This window comes from Binatus sp. (SeqCode) (assembly GCF_035272065.1).
GTDB lineage: Bacteria > Desulfobacterota > Binatia > Binatales > Binataceae > Binatus.
Map to the genome: position 1 here is coordinate 77,599 of NZ_DATEQZ010000027.1, position 23,358 is coordinate 100,956.

Annotated in this window: 23 protein-coding genes; 20 read left to right on the top strand and 3 right to left on the bottom strand. The window is 62.2% G+C overall.

What is annotated here, in order from left to right:
* Window positions 1–190 precede the first annotated feature (190 nt).
* The 15 genes from VJX68_RS04610 (at window position 191) to VJX68_RS04680 (ending at window position 16,504) form a co-directional block, all read left to right on the top strand.
* On the top strand, window positions 191–901 hold the full coding sequence (locus VJX68_RS04610) for a hypothetical protein (protein WP_324094484.1): 711 nt from the start codon (window positions 191–193) through the stop codon (window positions 899–901).
* A gap of 479 nt (window positions 902–1,380) precedes the next feature.
* Window positions 1,381–2,370 (top strand): glycosyltransferase family 9 protein, encoded by a 990-nt coding sequence (locus VJX68_RS04615; RefSeq protein ID WP_324094485.1) that lies wholly within the window; start codon window positions 1,381–1,383, stop codon window positions 2,368–2,370.
* Window positions 2,371–2,428: 58 nt separating this feature from the next.
* Window positions 2,429–3,286 (top strand): zinc metalloprotease HtpX, encoded by an 858-nt coding sequence (gene htpX, locus VJX68_RS04620; RefSeq protein ID WP_324094486.1) that lies wholly within the window; start codon window positions 2,429–2,431, stop codon window positions 3,284–3,286.
* Between the two features lie 11 nt (window positions 3,287–3,297).
* Window positions 3,298–3,750, top strand: a complete 453-nt coding sequence (locus VJX68_RS04625) for a DUF1844 domain-containing protein (protein WP_324094487.1) — start codon at window positions 3,298–3,300, stop codon at window positions 3,748–3,750.
* A 25-nt stretch (window positions 3,751–3,775) separates the two neighbouring features.
* The gene (locus VJX68_RS04630; protein WP_324094488.1) at window positions 3,776–5,287 is read left to right on the top strand and encodes a DegQ family serine endoprotease; all 1,512 of its coding nucleotides are present in this window, start codon (window positions 3,776–3,778) and stop codon (window positions 5,285–5,287) included.
* Between the two features lie 18 nt (window positions 5,288–5,305).
* On the top strand, window positions 5,306–7,672 hold the full coding sequence (locus tag VJX68_RS04635; protein ID WP_324094489.1) for a penicillin-binding protein 1A: 2,367 nt from the start codon (window positions 5,306–5,308) through the stop codon (window positions 7,670–7,672).
* Window positions 7,673–7,678: 6 nt separating this feature from the next.
* Entirely contained in the window at window positions 7,679–8,605 is a 927-nt protein-coding gene (locus VJX68_RS04640) for a tetratricopeptide repeat protein (protein WP_324094490.1), read from the top strand.
* 283 nt (window positions 8,606–8,888) lie between these two features.
* Window positions 8,889–9,893 carry a tRNA (adenosine(37)-N6)-threonylcarbamoyltransferase complex transferase subunit TsaD gene (gene tsaD / locus VJX68_RS04645; protein ID WP_324094491.1) on the top strand — a complete coding sequence of 335 codons (1,005 nt, stop codon included), beginning with the start codon at window positions 8,889–8,891 and terminating at the stop codon, window positions 9,891–9,893.
* An 11-nt stretch (window positions 9,894–9,904) separates the two neighbouring features.
* Window positions 9,905–10,795 (top strand): 16S rRNA (adenine(1518)-N(6)/adenine(1519)-N(6))-dimethyltransferase RsmA, encoded by an 891-nt coding sequence (gene rsmA / locus VJX68_RS04650; protein WP_324094492.1) that lies wholly within the window; start codon window positions 9,905–9,907, stop codon window positions 10,793–10,795.
* Window positions 10,788–11,621 (top strand): bifunctional DNA-formamidopyrimidine glycosylase/DNA-(apurinic or apyrimidinic site) lyase, encoded by an 834-nt coding sequence (gene mutM / locus VJX68_RS04655; protein WP_324094493.1) that lies wholly within the window; start codon window positions 10,788–10,790, stop codon window positions 11,619–11,621. Before rsmA ends, mutM begins: the two co-directional genes overlap by 8 nt.
* Window positions 11,622–11,638: 17 nt before the next feature.
* Window positions 11,639–13,060: a M20/M25/M40 family metallo-hydrolase gene (locus tag VJX68_RS04660; protein ID WP_324094494.1), complete on the top strand. Its 1,422-nt coding sequence runs from the start codon at window positions 11,639–11,641 to the stop codon at window positions 13,058–13,060.
* Between the two features lie 24 nt (window positions 13,061–13,084).
* On the top strand, window positions 13,085–13,924 hold the full coding sequence (locus tag VJX68_RS04665) for a prepilin peptidase (RefSeq protein ID WP_324094495.1): 840 nt from the start codon (window positions 13,085–13,087) through the stop codon (window positions 13,922–13,924).
* Window positions 13,925–13,926: 2 nt separating this feature from the next.
* On the top strand, window positions 13,927–14,568 hold the full coding sequence (tmk, locus tag VJX68_RS04670) for a dTMP kinase (protein ID WP_324094496.1): 642 nt from the start codon (window positions 13,927–13,929) through the stop codon (window positions 14,566–14,568).
* A 4-nt stretch (window positions 14,569–14,572) separates the two neighbouring features.
* On the top strand, window positions 14,573–15,652 hold the full coding sequence (locus tag VJX68_RS04675; RefSeq protein WP_324094497.1) for a DNA polymerase III subunit: 1,080 nt from the start codon (window positions 14,573–14,575) through the stop codon (window positions 15,650–15,652).
* 6 nt (window positions 15,653–15,658) lie between these two features.
* The gene (locus VJX68_RS04680) at window positions 15,659–16,504 is read left to right on the top strand and encodes a PSP1 domain-containing protein (protein WP_324094498.1); all 846 of its coding nucleotides are present in this window, start codon (window positions 15,659–15,661) and stop codon (window positions 16,502–16,504) included.
* Window positions 16,505–16,612: 108 nt separating this feature from the next.
* Here the strand turns inward: VJX68_RS04680 and VJX68_RS04685 are convergent, their stop codons facing one another.
* Entirely contained in the window at window positions 16,613–17,866 is a 1,254-nt protein-coding gene (locus VJX68_RS04685) for a choice-of-anchor Q domain-containing protein (RefSeq protein WP_324094499.1), read from the bottom strand.
* Entirely contained in the window at window positions 17,787–18,299 is a 513-nt protein-coding gene (locus VJX68_RS04690; RefSeq protein WP_324094500.1) for a hypothetical protein, read from the bottom strand. Before VJX68_RS04690 ends, VJX68_RS04685 begins: the two co-directional genes overlap by 80 nt.
* A 272-nt stretch (window positions 18,300–18,571) precedes the next feature.
* On the opposite strand from VJX68_RS04690, the gene VJX68_RS04695 reads away from it, so the two are divergent.
* Window positions 18,572–20,119, top strand: a complete 1,548-nt coding sequence (locus VJX68_RS04695; RefSeq protein WP_324094501.1) for a class I tRNA ligase family protein — start codon at window positions 18,572–18,574, stop codon at window positions 20,117–20,119.
* On the top strand, window positions 20,119–20,901 hold the full coding sequence (locus VJX68_RS04700) for a TatD family hydrolase (protein WP_324094502.1): 783 nt from the start codon (window positions 20,119–20,121) through the stop codon (window positions 20,899–20,901). The genes VJX68_RS04695 and VJX68_RS04700 overlap by 1 nt, the downstream gene beginning before the upstream one ends.
* On the opposite strand, the gene VJX68_RS04705 is transcribed toward VJX68_RS04700, so the two are convergent.
* Window positions 20,898–21,587 carry an NnrU family protein gene (locus tag VJX68_RS04705; protein ID WP_324094503.1) on the bottom strand — a complete coding sequence of 230 codons (690 nt, stop codon included), beginning with the start codon at window positions 21,585–21,587 and terminating at the stop codon, window positions 20,898–20,900. The two genes, VJX68_RS04700 and VJX68_RS04705, sit on opposite strands and share 4 nt — an antisense overlap.
* 128 nt (window positions 21,588–21,715) lie before the next feature.
* Here VJX68_RS04705 and VJX68_RS04710 point away from each other — a divergent pair, with 128 nt between their 5' ends.
* Genes VJX68_RS04710 through VJX68_RS04720 form a run of 3 tightly spaced genes read left to right on the top strand, consistent with a single transcriptional unit; the run spans window position 21,716 to window position 23,225 of the window.
* A complete protein-coding gene (locus tag VJX68_RS04710) occupies window positions 21,716–21,898 on the top strand; it encodes a hypothetical protein (protein WP_324094504.1) in 183 nt (60 codons plus the stop codon).
* Window positions 21,899–21,906: 8 nt separating this feature from the next.
* On the top strand, window positions 21,907–22,416 hold the full coding sequence (locus VJX68_RS04715) for an RNA polymerase sigma factor (RefSeq protein ID WP_324094505.1): 510 nt from the start codon (window positions 21,907–21,909) through the stop codon (window positions 22,414–22,416).
* 5 nt (window positions 22,417–22,421) lie between these two features.
* Complete coding sequence (locus VJX68_RS04720) at window positions 22,422–23,225, top strand: methylated-DNA--[protein]-cysteine S-methyltransferase (protein ID WP_324094506.1); 804 nt, start codon at window positions 22,422–22,424, stop codon at window positions 23,223–23,225.
* The last annotated feature ends 133 nt before the right edge of the window (window positions 23,226–23,358 follow it).

The following is a 23,358-nucleotide window of genomic DNA, read 5'->3' on the forward strand; positions in this document are numbered from 1 at the left end:
TGTCATTCAGAGCGAAGCGAAGAATCCCGGCTCCATCTTCGCCTCGCCCTGCATCGGGAGCGGCCGACGCTCGTCTCCGAGCGTCGGGTGAGGGACCAGCTCGTCTGAATAGGGCTCAGAATGTAAGATCCGCGGGGTGCTGACTACCCTTACTGCATGCGCGTGAGAGAATCAGATTGAGTTTGAGCTTATGGAACGGCGGATTTTCCATATCAGCTTCAGTGCTCGAAGCAACTGGGCATTGCTACTCGTGGGGCGGCTCAACAAGGTGGTCAACCCCGACCTGAAGGGGCGATATGAACGATACTGGAGAAAGGAGTTTTTCCCGATTGCGCTCAGCCTCGAAGCAAAGTTGTCGAAGGTGTCCGCCGTCGTCTATGTGGTTGATCAGGCTATCGCCGATCTGAGTAAAGAATTTGAAACTAGGACGGCGGAGATTGACAGATGCATCGTCGACTATCCGCGGGCGCTGATACTTCGCAATGATTTCCTGGGGCTTCTAGTGTCGGCCAACATAGAGTCATACTTGTATCATCTACAATCCGCTTACGAACTGACCAAAAGGTTCTTCGTCAAGTTCAACCGCTTGATCCTTCAGAAAAATTCAAATGAGGATCATCTGAAGACTGTCCTCGTGGAGGGCAGGCTCGATCCTTCTTGGATCGAAAGACTTGGAACGATTCGGGATCTCAGTGCTCATGGTTCGGCCCTTTGGTGTGACGTGGAAAAGATCAGCGATCATCCAAGGCAATACGAGCTATTGATAGGTGAGATACACTCCATTGAACCGGACAAGTACGTCCCTATGCTTCAATATCGAGATTTGTCGAAGCAGTTTCACTTTTGCTTGTTGCGGCTGCAGGAGTGGCTATTGGCTGAGATTGCAGCTCTTGATGTCTGACCCCACACACTTTCAGACCCGCGCAATCTTCAGAACTCGTCGTGCTATTCTCCTGAACTAACCGACGTTTCACGTGAAACGTTTTTACTGAAAACCCCAACAGAACAGCGCCTTTTCTGACCACTTTTCCAAAATTTGACTGCCATTTGCGCGCAGGACCCTCACCTTCATCCTCTCCCTTGCAGGGAGAAGGGGTGGGAGCCTAAGCCGTCGGTTCCTGCGATCCGTGTTTCGGTTCCTTTCCGCCAAGCGACGTTTCACGTGAAACGTTTTTATAAGAAACCTTGAGCAGCGCCATTTCTGACCACTTCTCAGAAAATCGGCACCAATTGCGCAATCCGGGTCCGGGATTCTTCGCTGCGCTCTGAATGACACAAGGAAAGATCCCGTCCTCCGTAAAATGCCGATCTCTTGAATACTGGGTGCAGGGGTCACCCCCTGCAAACCCACGGTGGGTTTCACATGGTAGAGTGTCGGCGGTGACTCCCAACCGTTCGATCCGACGCGTGCTGGTTATTTTTCCGGGCGCGCTTGGCGACCTGATGTGCCTGATGCCGGCGCTGGCGGCCATCGCGCGGCGGCATCCGGGCGCGTCGGTCGAGTTGATGGCGCGACTCGAGCTTGCGCGGCTTGTGGCGGGAAGAACCGTCGTCGCGCGCGCGCATTCGATCGATGCTCGCGAGGTCGGCGGGTTGTTCAGCGATGAAGAGGAGGAAAAGGGGCGCCGTTTTTTCGGCGAGTTCGATCGTATGTACTCGTTCTTCGCGTCGGACGACTCGCGGTTTCGCGCACGATTGGCGGCGGCGACCGATGCCGTCGTCTCGTTTCATCCGTTCCGCCCCGGCGGCGACGGCCACGTGTCGGAGGCCTACTTGCGCGCGATTGACGCCGACGCTGCGCCAGTTGATGCGCGCCTCGAACCGACGCGCGATGACCTCGCGGCAGCCGCGCAGGTGATGCCGGAATCGAAATCGAATCTCATCGTAATTTTTCCCGGCAGCGGAAGTCCCGCCAAGAATTGGCCGGCGGACAAGTTCGCGGCGTTGGCGACAACGCTGACGAAAAGATCCGGGATTCTTCGCTCCGCAGACTCCGCTCTGGATGACAAAGAGGCTGGTCAGAACGACGAAAGGCATTCGTGCGTGGTCGTTCTCGGACCCCCTGAAGCGCCAATCGAACCGATCTTCCGCGACGCCGGCCTCCACGTCCTGAAGAACCTGGACTTGCCGACGGTCGCGGCGATTGCGCGGCTCGCTTCGGCGTTCGTCGGCAACGACTCGGGCGTGTCGCATCTGGCGGCCGCCGTCGGCGCGTCCGGCGTCGTTCTATTCGGCCCGACAGATCCGGTGCGATGGCGTCCGCTGGGGGGTGGGCGAATCGCAGTTCTGCGGCGCGATCCAATCGATTCTATCGAGGGCGAGGAAATCGCAGGCGCTTTGGCAAAATTTGTGGACGCGCCTCAAAAATAATACACTGATAGCGTATGCATCATCGGACATCACACGTAGGTCGCGCACCAAGAGGGCTATGAGCTTCTTCAAGACGACTCTGCTGCTCGGGCTAATGACGGGGCTGTTGATGCTGATCGGCGGGCTGGTCGGAGGCCGCCACGGCGTCGTGATCTTTTTCTTCATCGCCGCGGTGATGAACTTCTTCAGCTACTGGTTCTCCGACAAGATCGTGCTGCGCGCTTATGGGGCGCAGGAACTCGACGCCGGTTCGGCGCCGGAGCTCTACTCGATCGTCAACGAGCTGGCGCATTCGGCGGGAATCCCGATGCCGCGCCTGTACCTGATCGATTCCGACACGCCCAACGCCTTTGCGACCGGCCGCAACGTTCATCATGCCGCCGTCGCGGTGACGCGCGGCATCATGCGTATCTGCACGCGCGAGGAGTTGAAAGGTGTCATCGGCCATGAACTCTCGCACGTGACCAATCACGACATTTTAACCAGCTCGATCGCGGCGACGCTGGCGGGCGCCGTGATGATGATAGGCAACATGATTCGATGGGGCGCTATTTTCGGACTTTGCAGTCGCGACGAAGAGGATCACGGCATCGCGGGATTGTTGATTGCGGGCATTCTCGCGCCGATCGCGGCGACGCTGATCCAGCTTGCGATTTCGCGCACGCGCGAGTACGAGGCCGATGCCAGCGGCGCCGCGCTCACGCACAATCCGCTGTACCTGGCCAGCGCGCTGCGCAAGCTCGAGGCCGCCAACGAGCGCATGCCGCTGGGCGCGAGCCCGGCGACGGCTCACTTGTTCATCGTGAATCCGCTGAGCGCGGCGGGGATCTCGCGGCTGTTCTCGACGCATCCGCCGATCGAGGAGCGAATCCATAGGCTCGAGCAGATGCAAGCCGGGCAGATTGCGCAAGGGTGACGTTACGAACGATGGAAGAATCTGACGACAAGCGCGGCTTCAAGGTCCAGGACCGCCGGCGTTTCTCCGCCGAGGGCGAAGCCAAGGAAGGCGGCGATGCGCCCTCTGAGAGCAGCGAGCCACTCGAGATAAAATCCAAACCGGCCGCGGCCGCGCAGCAAGCAGGCGCAGCGCAGCCCGCGGCCAGCAATCAATCGAGCGAGCCACCGCCCGAGCTAACCTTCGCCGCGTTTCTATTCAGCCTGTCGGAGCAGGCGCTGGCGGCGCTGGGCGAAGTGCCTGACCCGGTGAGCGGCAAGGTAATGCGCGACCTGACGATGGCTCAGCAGATGATCGACATAATCATAATGTTGCGTGACAAGACGCGGGGGAATCTCGACGCCAACGAGCAAGCGATGCTCAAAGAGATTCTTTCCGGTCTGCAAATGAAGTACGTTGAATTGGCGAGACCGCCGGGCCGTTGAGCGGCCGTCTTCGCTTAAATCACACATGACGAATAAGTTGTTTCGACCTATCGCCGGTTCGGGCGTCGCGCTCTTTGTGGCGACATTCATTTTGATTGCGCTAGGCCGCGAGGTTCGCGCGGCGGATTCCACGCCGCCTGCGCCCGCACACTTCTGGACCGAGCTGGCCGATCCCGCGCATGCACCGAAGGCGCAGACGATGCCGGACTTCGTCGATCTCGCGGCCAAGCTCAGCCCCGCCGTCGTGAACATCTCGACTGACGAGCCCGACGAACCGCTCGAAGGCGGGCAGCAGTCGCCCGAAGATTCTCCGCATGGTGGCCCGCTCGAGCCGCACTCGCACGGTCCGTTCGAGGAGTTCGGCGGCCCGCAGCAGCATTCCAAGGCGCTCGGCTCCGGCTTCATCATCACCAGGGACGGCTACATCCTGACCAACGAGCACGTCGTCGAGAGTCCGGGGACCGTCACGGTAACTTTGCAGGACGGCCACAACTACACCGCGAAGATTGTCGGGCATGACGAGAAGAGCGACATCGCGCTGCTGAAGATCGACGTGAAGCACGATCTTGCCGTCGCGCCGCTTGGCGACTCGGGTGACTTGAAGGTCGGCGAGTGGGTGATGGCGATCGGCAATCCGTTCGGCTTCGATCATTCGGTGACGGCCGGAATCGTCAGCGCCAAGGGACGCTTCATCCCCGGCAACTACGAGGATTTCATCCAGACCGACGCGTCGATAAATCCGGGCAACTCGGGCGGACCGCTGATCGATTTGCGCGGCAACGTCATTGGAGTCAATTGCGCGATCTACACGCACACCGGCGCCAGCATGGGAATCGGTTTCGCGGTTCCGATCGACCTGGTCAAGGAAGAGCTGCCGCAACTGAAAAGCTCGGGCAAAGTCGTGCGCGGATGGCTCGGCGTGTACATCCAGAAGGTGACGCCTGAGCTTGCCGAGTCGCTGGGGCTTGCGGATTCACGCGGCGCGCTGGTAGCCAAGGTGCTCGACAACGGGCCGGCCAAGGCGGCCGGCGTCAAGCGCGGCGACGTGATCGTCGCATTCGACAATCAACCGGTTAACGACTCACGCGAATTGCCGCTGCTGGTCGGCCGCACCGACCTTGGCCACAAAGGTGACCTCAAGGTGATTCGCGACAAGCAGACGCTCGATCTGCCGGTCACGATCACGCAGTCGCGCGAGCCCGAAATCGTGGCGGCCGAAGAAAAAACGGAGAAGCCCGATCTCGGCGCCGTCTCACCCTTCGGGCTGCACGTGAAGGACCTGAGCCCGGACCTCGCCAAGGAACTCGGCCTCGATACGCCCGGCGGCGTCGTGATCTCGTCGGTGCAACCGGGCAGCAAGGCCGACGAAGCGGGCCTGCGCGCGCGCGACGTGATCATCGAGGTCAATCGCAAGGCCGTCAGCAACGTTGACTCGTACCAGAATGCGGTTAAGACGAGCGCGAAGGGCAAGAGCGTCCTGCTGCTCATCAAGCGCGGCGACAACACGATCTACGTGCCCGTGAAACCGGAGGCCTGAGCCGGGGACGTATTCCCGATGTCCCCCAAACGACTTCTGAAATTCGCGCTGATCGGCGTGGGTGCGATCATCTTGTTCGCCGTGCCGCCGGCGTTGTGGCTGTTCTTCAGCTACTACCATCAGCTCGAAAATGAAGTCGTCGCGCGATTCTCGGGCAAGCGATGGAACATCCCGTCGCGAATTTACTCCGACTCGGTGCTCATCTATCCCGGTCAGGATCTGAAGGACCTCGGTTTCTTCGAGCGTCTCGCGCGCCTGAATTACCATCCCGTCGACGCGGGCAAGGTCGCCAGCCGCGGCGAGTACAGCTTCGATAGGAAGCGCGGCAAGCTCGACATCTTTCTGCATAGCTTCGCGTATCCGTACGGCAACTTCGGCGGGGAATTCGTCGAGCTCAATCTCAAGGGCGATACGATCGACTCGATGGCCGACCCGATAACGCACAAACCGATCTTCTCGATTGAGCTGGAACCCGAACTAATCAGCGGCATCTTCGAGGGCGAATGGGAGCAGCGCCGGCTCGTGCGCCTGGGCCAGATTCCGCCGACTATGATCAACGCGATCCTGGCCGCCGAGGACCATCGATTCTACGAGCATCACGGCGTCGACATCGTCCGCACCATCAAGGCGGCGTACATAGATTTCACCTCGGGGCACGTGCGCCAGGGCGGCTCGACTCTCACGCAGCAATTGATGAAGAACTTTTTCCTGACGCGCGAGCGCAGCTACAAGCGCAAGCTCAAGGAAGCGACGATGGCGTACATCGCAGAGCGCGATTATTCGAAAGACGAAATCCTCGAGAACTACATTAACGATATCTATTTGGGCCAGCGCGGACAGGAAGGCATATACGGCGTCTGGGAGGCGAGTGAGTACTACTTCTCGAAAGAGCCACGCGATCTGACTATTGGCGAAATGGCTACTATCGCCGGTTTGATTAGTTCGCCCAACCGGCTCAATCCGCTGCATCATCCCGACGCCGCGCGTCCCCGACGCGACGAAGTTCTGACCGCGATGCTCGAGGACGGGTACATCGACAAGAGCGCCTATGACGCCGCCGTCAGCGAACCGCTGCGCGCGCGGGAAGTCTATGCCGAGGGCAACGACGCGCCCTACTTCGTCGATTTCGTCAAGAAGGAACTGGCCGAGCGCTATCCGCCGCAAGTGCTGAGCGGAGAGGGTTTGCGCATCTTCACCTCCCTCGACGTACACATGGAAAAGCTGGCCGAGGCATCGATCGATCACAATCTCGCGGACCTCGAAGCGAAACATCCCAAGCTGGTGCGCCGCGAGACCAAGGATCGCCTCGAGTCGTGCCTCGTCGCGCTCGAGCCGCAGAGCGGCAGGATTCGCGCGATGGCCGGCGGGCGCGACTACCGCTCGAGCCAGTTCAATCGCGTTACTCAGTCCAAACGTCAGCCCGGTTCGGTGTTCAAGCCGGTGACATACCTGGCGGCCTTCGACGAGACTCTGTCGGGCGGCGCCGAAAAGTTCTTGCCGACTACCTATATCGAGGATGCGCCTTTCACCTGGCAGTACGGCGACATGAGCTGGACCCCGAATAACTATCGCGATCGCTTCTTCGGCCACGTCACGCTCGAGTTCGCGCTCGGGGAGTCGCTCAACTCCGCGACGGCGCGGCTCGCGAACAGCGTCGGCCTCGATCGAATCCGCGCGATGGCGTCGAAGCTCGGCTTTGGCGATTTGCCGGCCTACCCGTCGATCGTGCTCGGCGGAATCGAAGTCTCGCCGATGCAGGTCGCGCGCGCATACGCCGTGATTGCCAACGACGGCATGGAAATCCAGCCGTACGCCGTTACTTCCGTCGTCGATGAAAACAACAAGGTGATCGAGGGTCACGAACTCGCCGCCGAGCAGGTAATCTCGCCCGAGCTCGCGTACATGATGCAGTTCATGCTCGAAAACGTGATCAATCATGGCACCGGCGCGGGCGCGCGCACGCTGGGTTTCACGCGGCCGGCCGCCGGCAAGACCGGCACGACCAACGACGCGAAGGATGCATGGTTCGCGGGCTTTACGCCGAATCTGCTCGCGGTGGTGTGGACGGGTTTCGATCAGAAAGAAGAGCTGGGACTGACCGGCGCGCAAGCTTCACTGCCGGCGTGGACCGCTTTTATGAAAGCGGCGACCGCGTCGCGCCCGCCGCTCGATTTCACCCCTCCGCCCGGAATCGTCGAGGTGAAAGTCGATCCGACGACCGGCTACAAAGCGACGCCCTATTGTCCGATGACGATGATGGGCGTGTATCCCGAAGGGATGGCGCCAACTCAGGACTGCCCGTATCATACGTCACCGACGTCGTTGACCGCGGTGGACCACAAGATTCCCGAGGAGCCGAATCCCGTAGCCGATCCCAATGACTAGTCCGCGATGATGCGACTCCGCCCATTCGCTCTCGCAATATTTCTGTCGATGCTGCCGATTCCCGCGACCGCGTCGGATGGATCGAATCGCGATCCAATACTCCTGGCGAAGCTGCAGGAAGAATCGATCCCGGCGCAGGATCTCGCGGCGCCGGCGAGTTCTGCGAGTCCCGCCGCGTCACCGTCCCCGGCCGACGACACGAATCCCGACACGAACTCCGGTCCCGAAGATTGGCAGGCCGTTCCTGCTGGACAGTCGCCGCCCGCCGAGCGCGAGGAGCCAGCGGCAAATTCAACTCCTGCCGCGCCGGCGGCGGCATCAACGCCCGAGGAAATCGCGCCGGCGATCGACGTCGGCTCGATCGCGACAACGCCGAAAATCAGCGACTCGTCGCTCGCGCCACTGATCGATACCGCGCCGACTCCCGCGCGGGCCGCGTCTTTGAGAATCACCGAGCAGCAGCGCGTCGAGCTCGATCGTGGGCATACTGACGACGCGATTCGCGAACTGGCGCACGCGATCTCGATCGATCCGAGCAACTCGTACGCCTACTTTTACCTGGGCCGCGCGTACGTCGCGCGCAGGGACTACGGGCAGGCGCAGACGTTTTTCAAGCGCGCGGAAATCGGGCTCGCGTCCAATTCCGCCTGGCTCGGCGAGACCTACGCGTTTGAAGGAGTCTGTCTCGAGCAGGCGGGTAAGTCCGCCGAGGCCGCCGCCGCCTATCAGAAAGCGTTGGCCGCGAGTCCGGGAAACCTGACGGCGCGCGTAGGCGTGACGCGGCTGTCCGCCTTTATGCCGGCGGCCGCATCCGCGCCCGCGCCCGCCGGAGATCTCGATCAGCCCGCGCCTGCGGAGCCCAACGTTCCCCCGCCGCCCGACGAAGCGCCCGCCCCACCGCCGCCGAAATCGGCACCGCCGCCGTCGGATTGAACGAAAGCGACTAATTTAACGTGACCCACCGTGGGTTTCACACTTCCTTGGGCAGGGGTGACCCCTGCACCCAGTGTTAAGAGAAGATGCGGGACTTCGTCCCTGTTGGAACTGGGTCGGGGCGGAAGTGGTCCGGATTCTTACCTCGCCCGTTGTTTTCACGGGAGAGGCGGTCCGGCCGCGTCGCGGCCGGTAGGTGAGGGTTCTGCGATCGCAACACAAAAGCCCGCCTGCTCACTTTTTTGCGTCGCCCGATTTTTGTGTCATCCTGATCGAACTTGCGATGCTGATACTCGGAATTGAATCTTCATGCGACGACGCGGCCGCAGCGGTGCTCGATACGAGCACACCGGGCATCGCCGAGATTCGTTCGAGCACCGTCGCGAACCAGGACGATATCCATCGCGCTTACGGCGGCATCGTGCCGGAACTCGCATCGCGCAATCACGTCGTGACGATCGAGCCGGTGATCGAGCGCGCGCTGAGCGCGGCAGAATGCCGGCTTGCAGATATCGAGGGCATCGCCGTTACGCGCGGACCGGGATTGGTCGGCTCATTGCTGGTCGGCCTGATGTTCGCCAAGGGTCTCGCGCAGGCGAGCGGCGTCGCGATGGTCGGCGTGAATCATATCGAAGGGCATCTGCTGGCTCCTCTGCTCGAGAATCGAATCGCGATGCCGTACCTCGCGCTGGTCGTGTCGGGCGGCCACACGGCTCTGTTCGCGGTCGAGGATTTCGGGCGCTACCGGCGAATCGGGCGCACGCGCGACGACGCCGCCGGCGAAGCGTTCGACAAAGTCGCGAAACTGATGGGGTTGGGCTACCCGGGCGGCAGCGCGATCGACGAGATGTCGCGGCGCGGGAATCGCAAGCGCGTGCGAATCCCGCGCGCGCACGTGAAAGGCGCGCCGATGGATTTCAGTTTTAGCGGCGTGAAGACGGCGGTCGCGACGATTCTCGCCAGTGAGAACGGCCGCGCGGAGCGGCCCGAGGATCTCGCGGCGAGCTTCCAGGAGGCCGTCGTCGAGATGCTGGTGAAGCCGACGATCGCGGCGGCGCGCGAACTGGGCGCGGAGACGATCGCGCTGACGGGAGGAGTCGCGGCGAATTCAAGATTGCGCGATAAGCTCGCCGAGGCAGCAGCCGCGGACGGGCGCCGGCTGGTCGCACCGGCGCTCAAATACTGCACGGACAATGCGGCGATGATCGCGCTCGCGGGCAGCTACCGGCTGCTGCGCGGCGAGCGCGACGCGTTGAGCGTCGACGCCGAAGCCAATCTCGCGATTTGAATTCGGAGCGAATGACGATCGCACGAAAATCGCGGGTAGTTGACGAAACACCGTCGCGTCCCGCACCTGCGCTCGCGCGAGCTGGCGTGCGACCGGCGAAATCGCGCGGACAGAATTTTCTAACCAGCGCCGGCGTCGCGGATCGAATCGTGGCGGCGGCGGGGCTTCGCGACTCGGATTCGGTAATTGAGATCGGCCCCGGCCTCGGCATCCTGACCGAGAAGATCGCCGCGCATCCACTACGCTCGCTGACGCTGGTGGAACTCGACGCGCGCCTCGCGGCGCGGCTGCAGGAGCGCTTCGCAGGCGTTCGCGTCATGAATGCGGATTTTCTCACGATCGATTTCGCGGCGCTTGCCGCCGGCTCGCCAGTCAGGGTAATCGGCAATCTGCCGTTCAACGTAGCGGCGGCGATTCTGCGTACGCTCTGCGACAACTCGCGCATGATTTCGAGAATGGTGCTGATGTTTCAACGCGAAGTCGCTGCGCGGATCCGCGCGACACCCGGCGACGATGCGTACGGCGCGCTCAGCGTGTTCACCGCGCTGTACTGGAAGATCGATATACATTTTACCGTCGCCGCCGGCAGCTTCCATCCGCGTCCCAAGGTTGACGCCGAAGTTCTCGCGTTCGCACCGCTGCCGACGCCATCGTTTGCGGACGATGACGAACGCCACGTGCTCGAGACCGTGCGCGCCTCGTTCTCCGCGCCGCGCAAAACGATTCGCAACGCGCTCGGGCATGCGCTGGGTATCGACAGTGTGCAGACCGGGCGCGCGCTCGAACGCGCCGCGATCGATCCGGGCACGCGCGCCCAGAAGCTCGGCGTGCCGGATTTTCTGAGACTCGCGCGCGCGCTGCGCATCGAAATGGCCGCCGGGGTCGTAGCGCGCGATGCCTGAACTGCCGGAAGTCGAATCGCTGCGGCGGATACTGGCTCAAACCGCGGTCGGTCGAACGATCGTGAGCGTACGAATCGGAGAGAGACGGCTGCGGCGCCGCGTCACGCCGAATTTTGCGGGCGTGATTGCCGGGCGGCGAATCGTGAAACTGTCACGGCGCGCGAAATATCTGATCGTCGAGCTCGACGGCGACCATGTCTTGTTGGTGCACCTTGGGATGTCGGGAAGTTTGACTCATCGATACGACGGGTTCGACGCCGACGACTTCGATCCGCGCCACGATCACATTGAATTTTCGCTGGACGACGGCTCGCGCCTGGTCTACAACGATCCGCGGCGCTTCGGGATGGTCCGTCTCGTCGAGCGCGCCGCGTTGGCTTCCACGGCGGAGCTGAAAGGTCTCGGGCCGGAGCCGCTGTCGCGCGCATTCAACGCTGACTATCTTGCCGCGAAGGCGCGCGGCCGAACGGCGGCAATTAAGAACCTGATAATGGATCAACGAATCGTCGCAGGAATTGGAAACATATACGCGTCCGAGATTTTATTTCGCGCCGGAGTGCGGCCCATGCGGCGGGCTGGGCGCGTCACGCGAGGCGAGATCGAAAAAATCGCGGCGGCTGTGCCGGTGATCCTGCGCGCCGCGATCGGCAGCAACGGCACCACCTTTCGCAGCTACCGCGATTCGCGCGGACAGCCGGGGCGATTCGCCGCACGCTTGCGCGTCTACGGTCGCGACGGAAAACCGTGCTACACATGCTCGACGCCGATCAAAAATGTGGTCGTGGGCCAGCGCGCGAGCTTCTACTGTCCGAAATGCCAGCGCTGACGTGAGTGACTAGTACGATGCAGCGACTTAAATCTGTAGTGCGACTTCTTTGCGCGATGATCGTGCTGGCTCCCGCGCCTTTGTCGTTCGCGCAGAGCGCGCCGCAGATTGATTGGAACAAGGTTGATTCCGAAGCCCTCGACTACTTCCGCGCCTACCTGCGCTTCGATACGACCAATCCGCCGGGCAACACTGCCGCCGCGATCGCGTATCTCAAGGCGATTCTCGACAAGGAGGGGATCGCTACCCAGACGTTCGAAAGCAAGCCCGGGATGGTGACGCTCGTTGCGCGCATTCCCGGACCCGCCGGCGTGAAGCCGCTGATGCTGATGTCGCACGCAGATGTCGTGCCGACCGTCGCCGCCAACTGGACGCATCATCCGTTCGATGCCGACGTGAAAGACGGCTACGTGTGGGCGCGCGGGGCGATCGACAACAAGGCGCACGGGATTATGGCGCTGATGACGATTCTCGCGCTCAAGCGCAATCACGTCGCGCTCCGGCGGGGCGTCGAGCTGATGGTGAATCCCGACGAGGAAGCGGGCGGCGACAACGGCGCGACCTGGATGGTGAACAATCATTGGGACGCGATCGAGCCGGCGTTCGCATTCAACGAGGGTGGAGAAGGCGCGCCCGACTGGCTCGGAATCAAGGGCACGACGTTCACTGTTGCGGTGTCGGAGAAGCGCGTGAACTGGCTGCACGTCAGCGTCCGCGGCAAAGGCGGGCATGGCTCGGTGCCGAAGACCGACAATCCGAATCTGATCCTGATCAACGCGCTCCATCGACTTCTGGAAAAACAGCCGCCGATCCGAATCACGAAAATCTTCGCCGATGCGATGGAATCGATTGCGCCGCTCGAGCCGGGCCCGGCGTCGTTTCAACTCGCGCATCTCGACCAGCCCGGCGTCGCGCAGGCCGCGATGGCGGGCGTGCTCAGCCCTTACAATATTCAGGCACTGATGCGCGACACGATTTCGCTGACGATGCTCAACGCGGGAATCAAGGTGAACGTCGTGCCGACGGTTGCCGAGGCGGGACTGGATTGCCGGCTGCTGCCGGGGACAGATGCGGTAGCGTTTATGAAACGTCTGCGCGATTTGCTCGGCCCCGGCAACTTTACGATCGAGTATATCCAGCGGCCCGATGACGCTTCGCCGTCGCCGACTTCCGGCGAGGCGTGGGATGCGATCAAGCGCGTCGTTGCGAGCGATTTCAAAGGCGCCCGCGTCGTGCCGTGGATGACCACCGGCGGCACCGACTCGCGCGTGTTGCGCGCCAAGGGCGTTCGGGCCTACGGCTTCGTCCCGGTGATTCTCGGCGAGGGCGAACTTGCGCGCATTCACGGCGACGACGAGCGACTGTCCGTCGACAATCTGAATCGCGGCATCAAGGCCACTTACGATTTGACGATGGATCTCTGCGCTGCTCACCGCTGACAGCGCGTATGTTATGGTGACGCGATGACACTCGACATGCCCACCGGAATCGGCGCCACGATTGCGTTCCTCCTCGGCGCGAGCGTCGGCAGCTTCGCCTGCATGGTTGCGTACCGGCTGCCGCGCGATCTTTCGATCGTTTCGCCGCGCTCGTTTTGCGAGAGTTGCGAGCGCGCGCTTACGTGGTGGGCGAATATCCCGATACTCGCATATCTCGGATTGAAGGGGCGCTGCGTGATGTGCGGCGCGCCGATTCCGTTCCGTCATTTCCTGGCCGAACTCGGACTGGCGGTCATCGCGCTCTATCTCTACTTCGCCTTCCCGCTCCCCGACGCGATCGCGCGCTTCGTGCTGTGCGCCGCGCTGTGGATCGTCGCGATCATCGACTACGACTGGCGGCTGATTCCCAACATCATCACGTGGCCCGGCACGCTGGTTGGGTTCGTCGCAGCGTCGACGATGATGCCCGACGTCGGCTGGAAAAGTTCGCTCATCGGAATCCTGGTGGGCGGCGGCGTCCTGTGGGGCACCGGCTATTTCTACCAGCTGGTGCGCGGGCGCGAGGGCGTCGGGCTGGGCGACGTGTGGCTGCTCGGGATGGTGGGAGGATTTCTCGGCTGGGCGGGCGTTTTCTTCACGATGTTTTTCGGTTCGGTAATCGGCGCGATAGGCGGAATCGCATTCGCGCTGACCGGCGGCGGTGCGACCGCGCCCGCTCCGCTTGGCGAGCCGGCGACCGATCCGGAGGAAGCGGACGTCGCGATTCTGAAGACCGAAGTTCCGTTCGGACCGTACCTGGCGCTGGCAGCCGGCGTGTTCGCTGTCTTTCAGCCGCAATTGACGCACTGGTATCTTGGCCGATAACAATGCCGGCCGGTGTATTCATCACGCTCGAGGGCATCGAGGGAAGCGGCAAGACGACGCAGGCCGCGATTCTTGCTGATGCGCTCCGCAAAAATGGGCGGCGCGTAACGGTCACGCATGAGCCGGGCGGCACGCGCGCCGGCGAAACGATTCGCGCGATTTTTCTCGATCCCGCCGTTTCGCTCGATGTCGCGGCGGAACTATTGCTGGTGCTTGCCGATCGCGCGCAGCACGTGCGTGAGAAGCTGCGGCCCGCGCTCGCATCCGGGGAGATCGTGATTTCCGATCGCTACTCCGATTCGACCACCGCCTACCAGGGCTACGGGCGCGGCTTCGACCTCAAGCTGCTCGGCGAGTTGAACCGGCTCGCCAGCGACAACGTGACGCCCAATCTTACTATCGTGCTCGATCTGCCGGTCGAGACCGGGCTCGAACGCACCCGCGCGCGTGCGAAGGGTACGGGCCGCGGCTCCGACCGCTTCGAGGGCGAGCGGGCGGAGTTCCATCGCAAGGTGCGCGACGGGTTTCTGGCGATTGCGAAGGCCGAGCCATCGCGGGTCGTCATGATCGACGGCGACCGCCCGGTCGCGGCCGTCACCGCCGACATTCGCCGCGCCGTGGACGAGCTGCTCGCCCACCGATGACTCCATGCCGATAGCTTCGATCCGCGGACATCGCGAAATCGCGACGCGGCTGCTCGCCGAGATACACAGCCGCCCGTCGCACGCCTACCTGTTCGCGGGGCCGCGCGGCGTGGGCAAGGCGATCGTCGCGACCAGCCTCGTGCACGCGCTGATGTGCGAGCGGTCGCCCGGCGAGAATTTCTGCTGCACGACCGCGCGATGCCCCGTCCGCATTGCGCCGCAGACCGAGCGCACTCGCACCCGCACCGGCGACGCCGACGCGCCGCGATGCGATTGCTGTTCGGCGTGCGTACAAATCGCGACGGGCGTGCATCCGGATTTCACTTACGTGTCTCGGCCGGCTGGCCGCAGCGAAGTTCTGATCGACCAGGTCCGCGAGCTGATTGCGCGGCTTGGAATCCGGCCTTCGCGCTCCGCGATTCGCATGGCGATTATCGACGACGCGGAGGCGCTCGGTATCCCCGCGCAGAACGCGCTGCTGAAGACCCTCGAGGAGCCGCCGGGCCACGCGATTATCATCATGGTGACGGCGAGCGAGCGCGCGCTGATCGACACCGTCCGTTCGCGCACGCGGATTGTGAGATTTCCGGCGCTGCAGGCCGCCGATCTCGAAGCGATACTCGCCGCTCACGGCGTCGCCGACAAGGCTCGCACCCGTGCGCTTGCGATGCTGGCGCGGGGCAGCGCGGCGAATGCGATCGCGCTGGCGGACGGCGATGAACCGCCAATGAAGGAGCTGCTCGACGCACTCAGCCATGCGAAATCGATAGACTTCGCGCGCGCGCAGTCGCTCGCGCAGGAATTCTTTGCCAATCGCGACACGGCGGCAGGCAATTTCGAGCTGCTCGCAAGACTGCTCGAGGAAATACTATGCTACAAACTGCTTAAGACCGACTTCGCCGCGTTTCCGCCCGAGGCGCGGTCGAAGCTGGTGAGCCTGGCGGACAGTCTCGCGGTCGATGCGGTCGTGAAATGTATCGACGCGGCGGTGCGCGCCAACGTGGCGGTCGGGGAGAACGCCAATCCGCGCATGCAGGCGGAGAACTGGTGGACGATAGCCGGCCATGCGATGCGGGGTGAGTAGAAGATAGTGGCAGACATCGATCCGTTTGAAGGCGCGCCATCGCTGCCGAAAATTGTCGCGGTCAGTCTCCACCAGACCGGCCATCTGTACAATTTCCTGGCCGGCGACCGCGAGCTGCGCCGCGGCGAGCGCGTGCTGGTCGAGAGCGAGGTGGGAGCGCGGGTCGGCACGATAGAGATCGAGCCGCACGAGCCGGCGCAGACGATCGATCTCACCGCCCTGCGTCCGATCATCCGGATTGCGAGTGACAGCGACTTCTACCTCGAGCAGGAAAATCTCTCGCGCGAGGCGCACGCGCGCCGGCTGTGCGTCGAGCGCATCCGCGACCGGCGAATCCAGATGAAGCTGGTGAGCGCCGACTACACCTTCGACGGGCGCAAGGTGACTTTCTATTTCGTCGCCGAGGGCCGCGTCGATTTCCGCGACATCGTCCGCGATCTCGCCAACACGCTGCGCGTGCGCGTCGAGATGAAGCAGATTGGCGCGCGCGACGAGACCAAGGTAACCGGCGGGCTGGGTCCATGCGGACGCGAGCTATGCTGCTCGAGCTGGCTGCGTGACTTCGAGGCGGTGACCGTCAAGATGGCGCGCGAGCAGGGGCTGGCGCTCAATCCTTCTCGGCTGGCCGGGATGTGCGGACGGCTTAAGTGCTGCCTGCGCTACGAATACGCCACGTACGTCGAACTCAAGCGCGCGCTGCCCAACCTCGGCAAGCGCGTGCTATGCGTCAAGGGCGACGGCAAAGTGGTCCGCCAGAATATCCTCAAGCAGACAGTGCTGATCCAGCGCGAAGAAGACGGCGGCGTCGTCGAAGTCACGCTCGAAGACCTGGTCGCCTCCCGCCCGCAATAGCCTGAACAACGAATTAGCGCGGGCGGAGTGCCATCGACACTCCGCCCGCAATCGTTCCCTTCCCTCACGTCAGTGACACTTAGGGAAGGAGTTATAGGTTAGTTACTCTTACCGCCGCACCCCACGTCTCACCGCCCTTGTCGGCGCCGGAAGCTGATTCCCGACAACTGCGTTGTTGATGTCGAAGCATCCCGCGCCGTCGCCGAGGCTGTCAGTCAATATCAGTGCAAACGGATTGGTGCCTCCGAGACCCAGGTATTTAGTATTGAGTCCTGCCACCTCGAGATTCAGCGTCCATTCACCGCACGCGCCGGCAGGCGTCGGCAGCGCGACCAACCTGGCCGAAACGGTCTCCGTCGACTGTTGGAGCATATTTGGCGGCGACGACTGGAACAGGGTTCCATAACTCTGGTGATTGACCGTATGCACCACAAAGCGACTCAGCATCAGATCCAGCCCGCTATCGGGGAGCATGGCGCATGTGCCCTCGATCAGTGCGAGACTGAAGCCGGAATTGAGCGCATCCTCATCCATGTCGCAGGCCGGGTCGCCATTCGACGTGAAGGTCGCCCCGATGTTGACCTGATCGGTATTCATCGCGCTCCCCCGGGCTATCTGCACCCTCTCGCTGTTCAGCGTGTAAGGTCCCACCGCGTCGAGCTCGTATGCGCCGGCATCGCAGGTGCTGAGATTGGCGGGATCGGGCCGGCCAAAGAGCCGCTGGTCGGTTCCCAGTGGCTGAGGTGTCATCTGCTGGTCGGTGCAAGAAGCGACCGGAATCAGGTTTATCGCCGGGCTCATCATCGGGGAAGTTTCAAGCGCGAATGTATCGGTCGGCCCGCCGTTGTTTGCTAGCGGCTCCAGCAACGCATCGGTGTTTTTAAGGCTGCCCACGCCGGTGTTAACGAGGCAGCTATTGCCAGAGTCTATGTTGTAGCCTTTATCGTTGATACCAACAGTGGCGCAGTTCTGAGGTGTGTTGGCATCGAAGATTGTACCCTTGACCGCGGGCATGACCATCGCCGCGTAGCCGCCACCGGCCCCGGCCGCGTTGTCCGCGATGGTGCAGTTGGTGATTTTCAGAGTGGCGGAATTGTTCATATCAGCGATGGCTCCGCCGACGCTGCCAGTCGGGGCATACAGACCAGTCACGGCGGTATTGCCCGTAAAGGTGCTGTTGATGATGTCGACTGTTCCGGCACTGTTTATGTAGATTGCCCCGCCCTTGCCGCCGTGGAAAGTCGTAATATCCTGCGCGTAATTATTTAAGAACAGGCAATCGTCAATCTCCAAATCGGTGCCGTCTGCGAATATGGCGCCGCCAAAGGGAGCCTGTCCATCCTCGAGCGTCAGGTTCTTCAAGGTGAGTGTGGTGCCCGACCCAGCCAGGAATATCCCACCACAGGAATATCCCACCAGTTAGTGAATTGCCGCCGCTGATCGTGATGCCGCATGGCCCCACACCCGAGCAGCCGATGCCCGGACCTACGATGCTTAGATGGGTGTCAGAAATGCTCAGCGGAAGGTCGGCAACGTCAACCGCGATGACGCCGGTGACGAGGAAATCTATCTCGTCGTTTCCGGTTCCTGTGGCGCAGGTCGCGCCGGCAACGGGCAAGCCGTTGGCCGCTTTGACCGCATCGGGCAGACTGCAGTGCCCTGCAACGTGATCGCCGTTAAGCGTATCGACATTGATAAAGTTTACGGGGATGGCGCGCGCCAAGCCCGACATCGCCAGGAATAAGAACGGTATCGCAACTGCCGCAACCGTAAAGTGCCGCTTCGAACCTGCCATGGACCCCTCCCCGCAGCCTATCCGGCCGCGTTGGCAAATCTTCACCAGTTAACTAACTCTGGCGTTGTTTGGCAGACTCTCGCACGGCACGGCCTACTGTCAACATCAAGTAGGGAAACGGACCAATTCGATAATTCGATAAGAAGTCGCGCGGGCGGATGTCATCGACACCCGCCCGCATCTCCATTCCTTCCTCCTCACTAGGGTGCAGGGATTACCCCTGCGCAGGAAAAGCGTGAAACCCACGAGGGGTTTCACGTACAATTAAGCCGATGGCGAACCGCATTCACATCACGACCGCAATCATCTACAGCAACGGCCCGCCGCACGTCGGTCATGCTTACGAAGTGCTGGCGACCGACGCCTTCGCGCGGTTTCAACGCCGCAAGCTCGGTGCGTCCAATGTCACGTTCGTCACCGGCACCGACGAGCATGGCGACAAGAACAAGCGCGCCGCCGAGGCCGCCGGTCTGCATCCCAAGGCGTTCGCCGACAAGATCAGCGCGCTCTTTCGCCAAGGATGGGCCGGGCTGGACATCAGCTACGACTTTTTTGTCCGCACCACCGACCCCGTGCATCAGGCGTTCGTGCAGAAGATGCTCGCGCGCAGCCACGAATGCGGCGACATCTACTTCAAGGACTACGAAGGCCTTTACTGCGTCGGATGCGAGCGCTTCTACACGGAAAAGGAATTGCTGCCTGGCAACATCTGTCCGGTGCACAACACTGCCGTCGAGCGTATCAAGGAGGGCAACTACTTCCTGAAGCTCGAGAAGCATCGCGCGGCTGTCCGCCGCAACATCGAGAAAAATCCCTACTTCATCCGCCCCGAGCGTTATCGCAACGAGGCGCTGCGGATGCTCGACGAGCCGCTCGAGGATCTTTGCATCTCGCGGCCCAAGGCGCGTCTCGATTGGGGCATCACGCTGCCGTTCGACGACAAGTACGTGACCTACGTGTGGTACGACGCGTTCTGGGCCTATCTCAGCGAGCTGCCGAAGACCGACGACGCGTCACTGACCGCGATCCTGCCGGTCACCGAGCATTTCATCGGCAAGGACATCCTCAAGACGCACGCGGTGTACTGGCCGGCGATGCTGTTGTCGGTCGGCTTGCCGCTCTATCGTCATCTGAACGTCCACGGCTTTCTGAATTTCGGCGGCGCGCGGATGTCCAAGAGCTCGGGCAACATCCAGGACCCCGGCGCCTATCAGAAAAACATCGGACCCGACGTGCTGCGCTTCTTCATCCTGCGCGAATTCACCTACGGCCTCGACGGCGATTTCACCGAACAGCGCGTGATCGATCGCTACAACTCGGACCTCGCCAACGACCTCGGCAACCTGACCAGCCGCGTACTCTCGATGGCGGCGCGCTACTTCGGTGGCGCGATTACAGCCGCGCCCGGCGGAAGCGGCGACCCGCTCGACGTCGCGATTGTGGAGAGCTTCGCCTCGATCCCGTCGCGGGTGGCACCGCTGGTCGAGGAGCTCGCATTCAATCGCGCTCTGGAAGCCATCTGGCAAGCGCTGGACGCGGCAAACAAATATATCGTCGCGACCTCGCCGTTCACGCTTGCCAAAGATCCGACTAGCCTGCCGCGCGTTGCGCAAATCCTCGCGAACCTGGTCGAAGGACTGCGTGTCGTCGCCGACACGCTCGAGCCTTTCATGCCAATAACATCCAAAAAAATTCTCGCCCTGCTGAACGTCGACGACAAACAAGCCCGCGCCCCATACGGAGAAGGCATCAGCCCAGGTCATCACGTAAATCCAACCACCCCGCTCTTCCCAAGAATCGACAAGAAGCCCCGACCTTGATGATCGTCGATACGCATTGCCATCTCGCGGATGCGAAGTTCCGCGACGATGTAGAAGCCGTGATCGCGCGCGCATCCACCGCCGGCGTCGCTCAGATCATTTCCGTCGGAGCGATTGGACCGATCGAGAGCGATCGATTGACGGTCAAGATCGCCGAGCGTCACGAAAATATCTTCGCCGCGGTCGGCGTGCATCCCCATGACGCCAGGGACTGCACGCCCAAGCGCATCGCACAGTTGCGCGACCTTGCCGCGTCGAAGAAGGTCGTCGCGATCGGCGAGAGCGGACTCGATTTCCACTACATGCACTCACCGCCCGAAGCGCAGGAAGCGTCACTGCGTGCGCATCTCGCGCTCGCGGCGGAACTCGGCCTGCCTATCGTGATTCATTGCCGCGACGCGGAGCGCCGGCTCGCCGAGATCGTGCGCGAAACGGGGATTCCGCCGCGCGGCGGCGTGATTCATTGCTTCACCGGCGACGCCACCGCGGCGCGCGAGTTTCTCGCGCTCGGCTTCCACATATCTTTCTCAGGCATCATAACGTTCAAGAATTCCGCGCCGATTCGCGACGCCGCAACGATCGTTCCCGACGACCGCGTGATGGTCGAGACGGACGCACCCTATCTCGCGCCCGAGCCGTATCGCGGCAAGCGCAACGAGCCCGCCTACGTAACCCGCACGCTAGAGAAGCTCGCAAACCTCCGCCGCACCGACGCGACGACTCTAGGCGCGCAGGTAATCGCAAACGCCACCCGCGTGTTCGCGCTTCCGCTATCGCGCTAACCCAGCGGATTGCCGCCGAAGATCAACGAATGCAGCGCGACGATCGCAGCCGTCAACACGATGCCCGCGCCAATCGCAGCCCACGGCATGTCGCCGCTAGTCCATCGAACACGCCCACCGATTAGCGCCGCGAACGGCATGAACGACGTCTTCGAAACGAACTCGCTGTAGCGCTCGCCGAGCTCGCGAAGCTTGCGCGCGTCCTGATGCATCCCGCCGATGATTCCGAGCGCGGGGAACATCCCGAAGAAAATCACGTCGCCCGCCCACCCGTTCATTAAGATGTGCGCAATTCCGAACAGGCTGAATGCGACAAAACTCGGATGCCGCGTGATCTTCTGGATGCCATGCGGCTCGAGCACTCCCTTCGCGCTGGCTACTCCCGGGTTCGGATTGATGAAGCTCGCGACAAACAGGACGAGCGCCGCGAGCATCAGCAGCCACACGAGCCATCGTATCGGGGCGTCGGCGCGCAGGTACCAGAGCAAAGGGCCGGCGTGCTTGTTGCGCGCGAACTCGTAGATGAGCGGTCCAAGAGTCCCAGCCGCAACAATCGAATAGATGCCGCGATAGGGCTGCTCGCCGATTGCATCGATCAATCGGGATCGAACGGCCGACGACGAAATGATCAGATGACTGGCCAGGAACAAGAACGCCCACAGCGCAATCCAGACAGTCGCATCCATAGGGACCTCCGCAGCAGCACGATGATCGCAGGATCGAGGCGCGCGTCAATGCAGCGCGCGCGTTGCACCGCAATACTCGATTCACGAATCGGGTCGAGCGGGGTTGTAGGTATCAGGAGCATCGAACAATGATACCCACCACCCATATTGAAGAGGCGCGGTTCACAGAAGTCGCGGAGCGCGGTGCGGAGCATGAGATCGGCGACGGCGTCCGGCTCGCGCAAGCGTGCGTCGTCGAGGAAATTCTCGGCGCGGTTTTCGGATCGATCACGCTGTGGTACTTGGTCAGTTCGATTGCCGGACTGTCCTGACACGCGCGATGCCGACGTTCAATCTCAAATTGCCGCTGCCCTTCGAAGAGGCGGTGAAAGCCATGGAGCGCGAGATCATGCGCTTCCTCGTGCGCTCGACCGGCGATCGCGACGACGCGATGGACCTGTTCCAGGAGACATGGCTGCGCGCGTATCGCGCCTATCCCACGCTTCAGTCGGAAGACGGACTGCGGCCGTGGATTTTTCGGATCGCATCGAACCTGTGCCGCAATCGCGCGCGCGACCGGATGCGCCGCGGCCGCGTGATCTCTCACGAGAGCGCCGACGGCGAAGCGATCGAGCATCGCGCGCCGCATCATCTTAATGGCGGCCCCGAAGGCGCGCTGCATTTGAAGAGATCGATCGCGCGGCTGCCCGGCAAGCAGGGGCAGGCGTTGATGATGCGCAAGTTCGCTGGGCTCGAATATGCGGAGATCGGCACTGCGCTGAATTGCTCGGCGGAAAGCGCGCGGGCCAGCGTTTACCAGGCACTGAAGAAACTCAGGCTCGAAGAGTAATCAAGATGAAGACCAATCGAATGGCGGCGCAAGCGAAAGAGAGTCCACCGCTCGACGACCGGGTGCTCGACGCGATGATCGGACAGACGCGGCCACGCATCGAGCGCGCGATGAAGATCCTGCGGCGGCCGCAGGCGCGGGTCGGCGTGATCCCGTCCCAGCTTGGCCGCCTTCTGATCGCGGAGAGCGACCGCGGCATCGCGGCGATTCACTTCCTCTGGACCGACGGCGCCGAGCGGACCCTCGAGCTGCTGCGCAAAAAGTTCGATCTGATCGAGAACGAGGCAAGCGCGCGCCGCATAGAAGCGGAAATCGATCGAGTGTTCGAAGGCGACTTCAGCGCGATGGATCATCCGCTGGATTTGAGTTTGGTCGAGAGCGATTTCAAACGCCGCGCTTACACCTCGCTGCGAAAAGTCCCGCCCGGCGCGGTCATCACTTATCATCAACTGGCCGCGACGATTGGACAGCCGGACGCCCAGCGCGCAGTCGGCACCACGATGGCGACGAATCCGATTCCGATCTTTGTACCGTGCCATCGCGTCATCCGCTCCGACGGCACCATCGGCAATTACGGCGGCGGCGTCGACAACAAGATCAAGCTGCTGCGCGCCGAGGGCTTCGAGGTCGGGCGCGATCTGCGATTGCCAACGGGCGCTGTGATGGGGCATCGGCATACGAAGATTTACTGTCGCCCTACGTGTTCAGCGGCGCGGCGGGCAGACCCGAATAATGCGCTGCTCTATGCGGACGCGGGGCATGCGCAGCATGAAGGATTGCGGGCATGCAAGATTTGCAAGCCGGAATGAACTGAATCAGGTCAACTTCGCGCCGACGCCTATTTCTCCGGCCGCGGCCAATTCAGCCGGCGTGACCTTCTTTGGATTCGGATCGATTCGCGCTCGCTTGATCGTAAGCGTCGCGCCGGCGAGCGCGATCTTC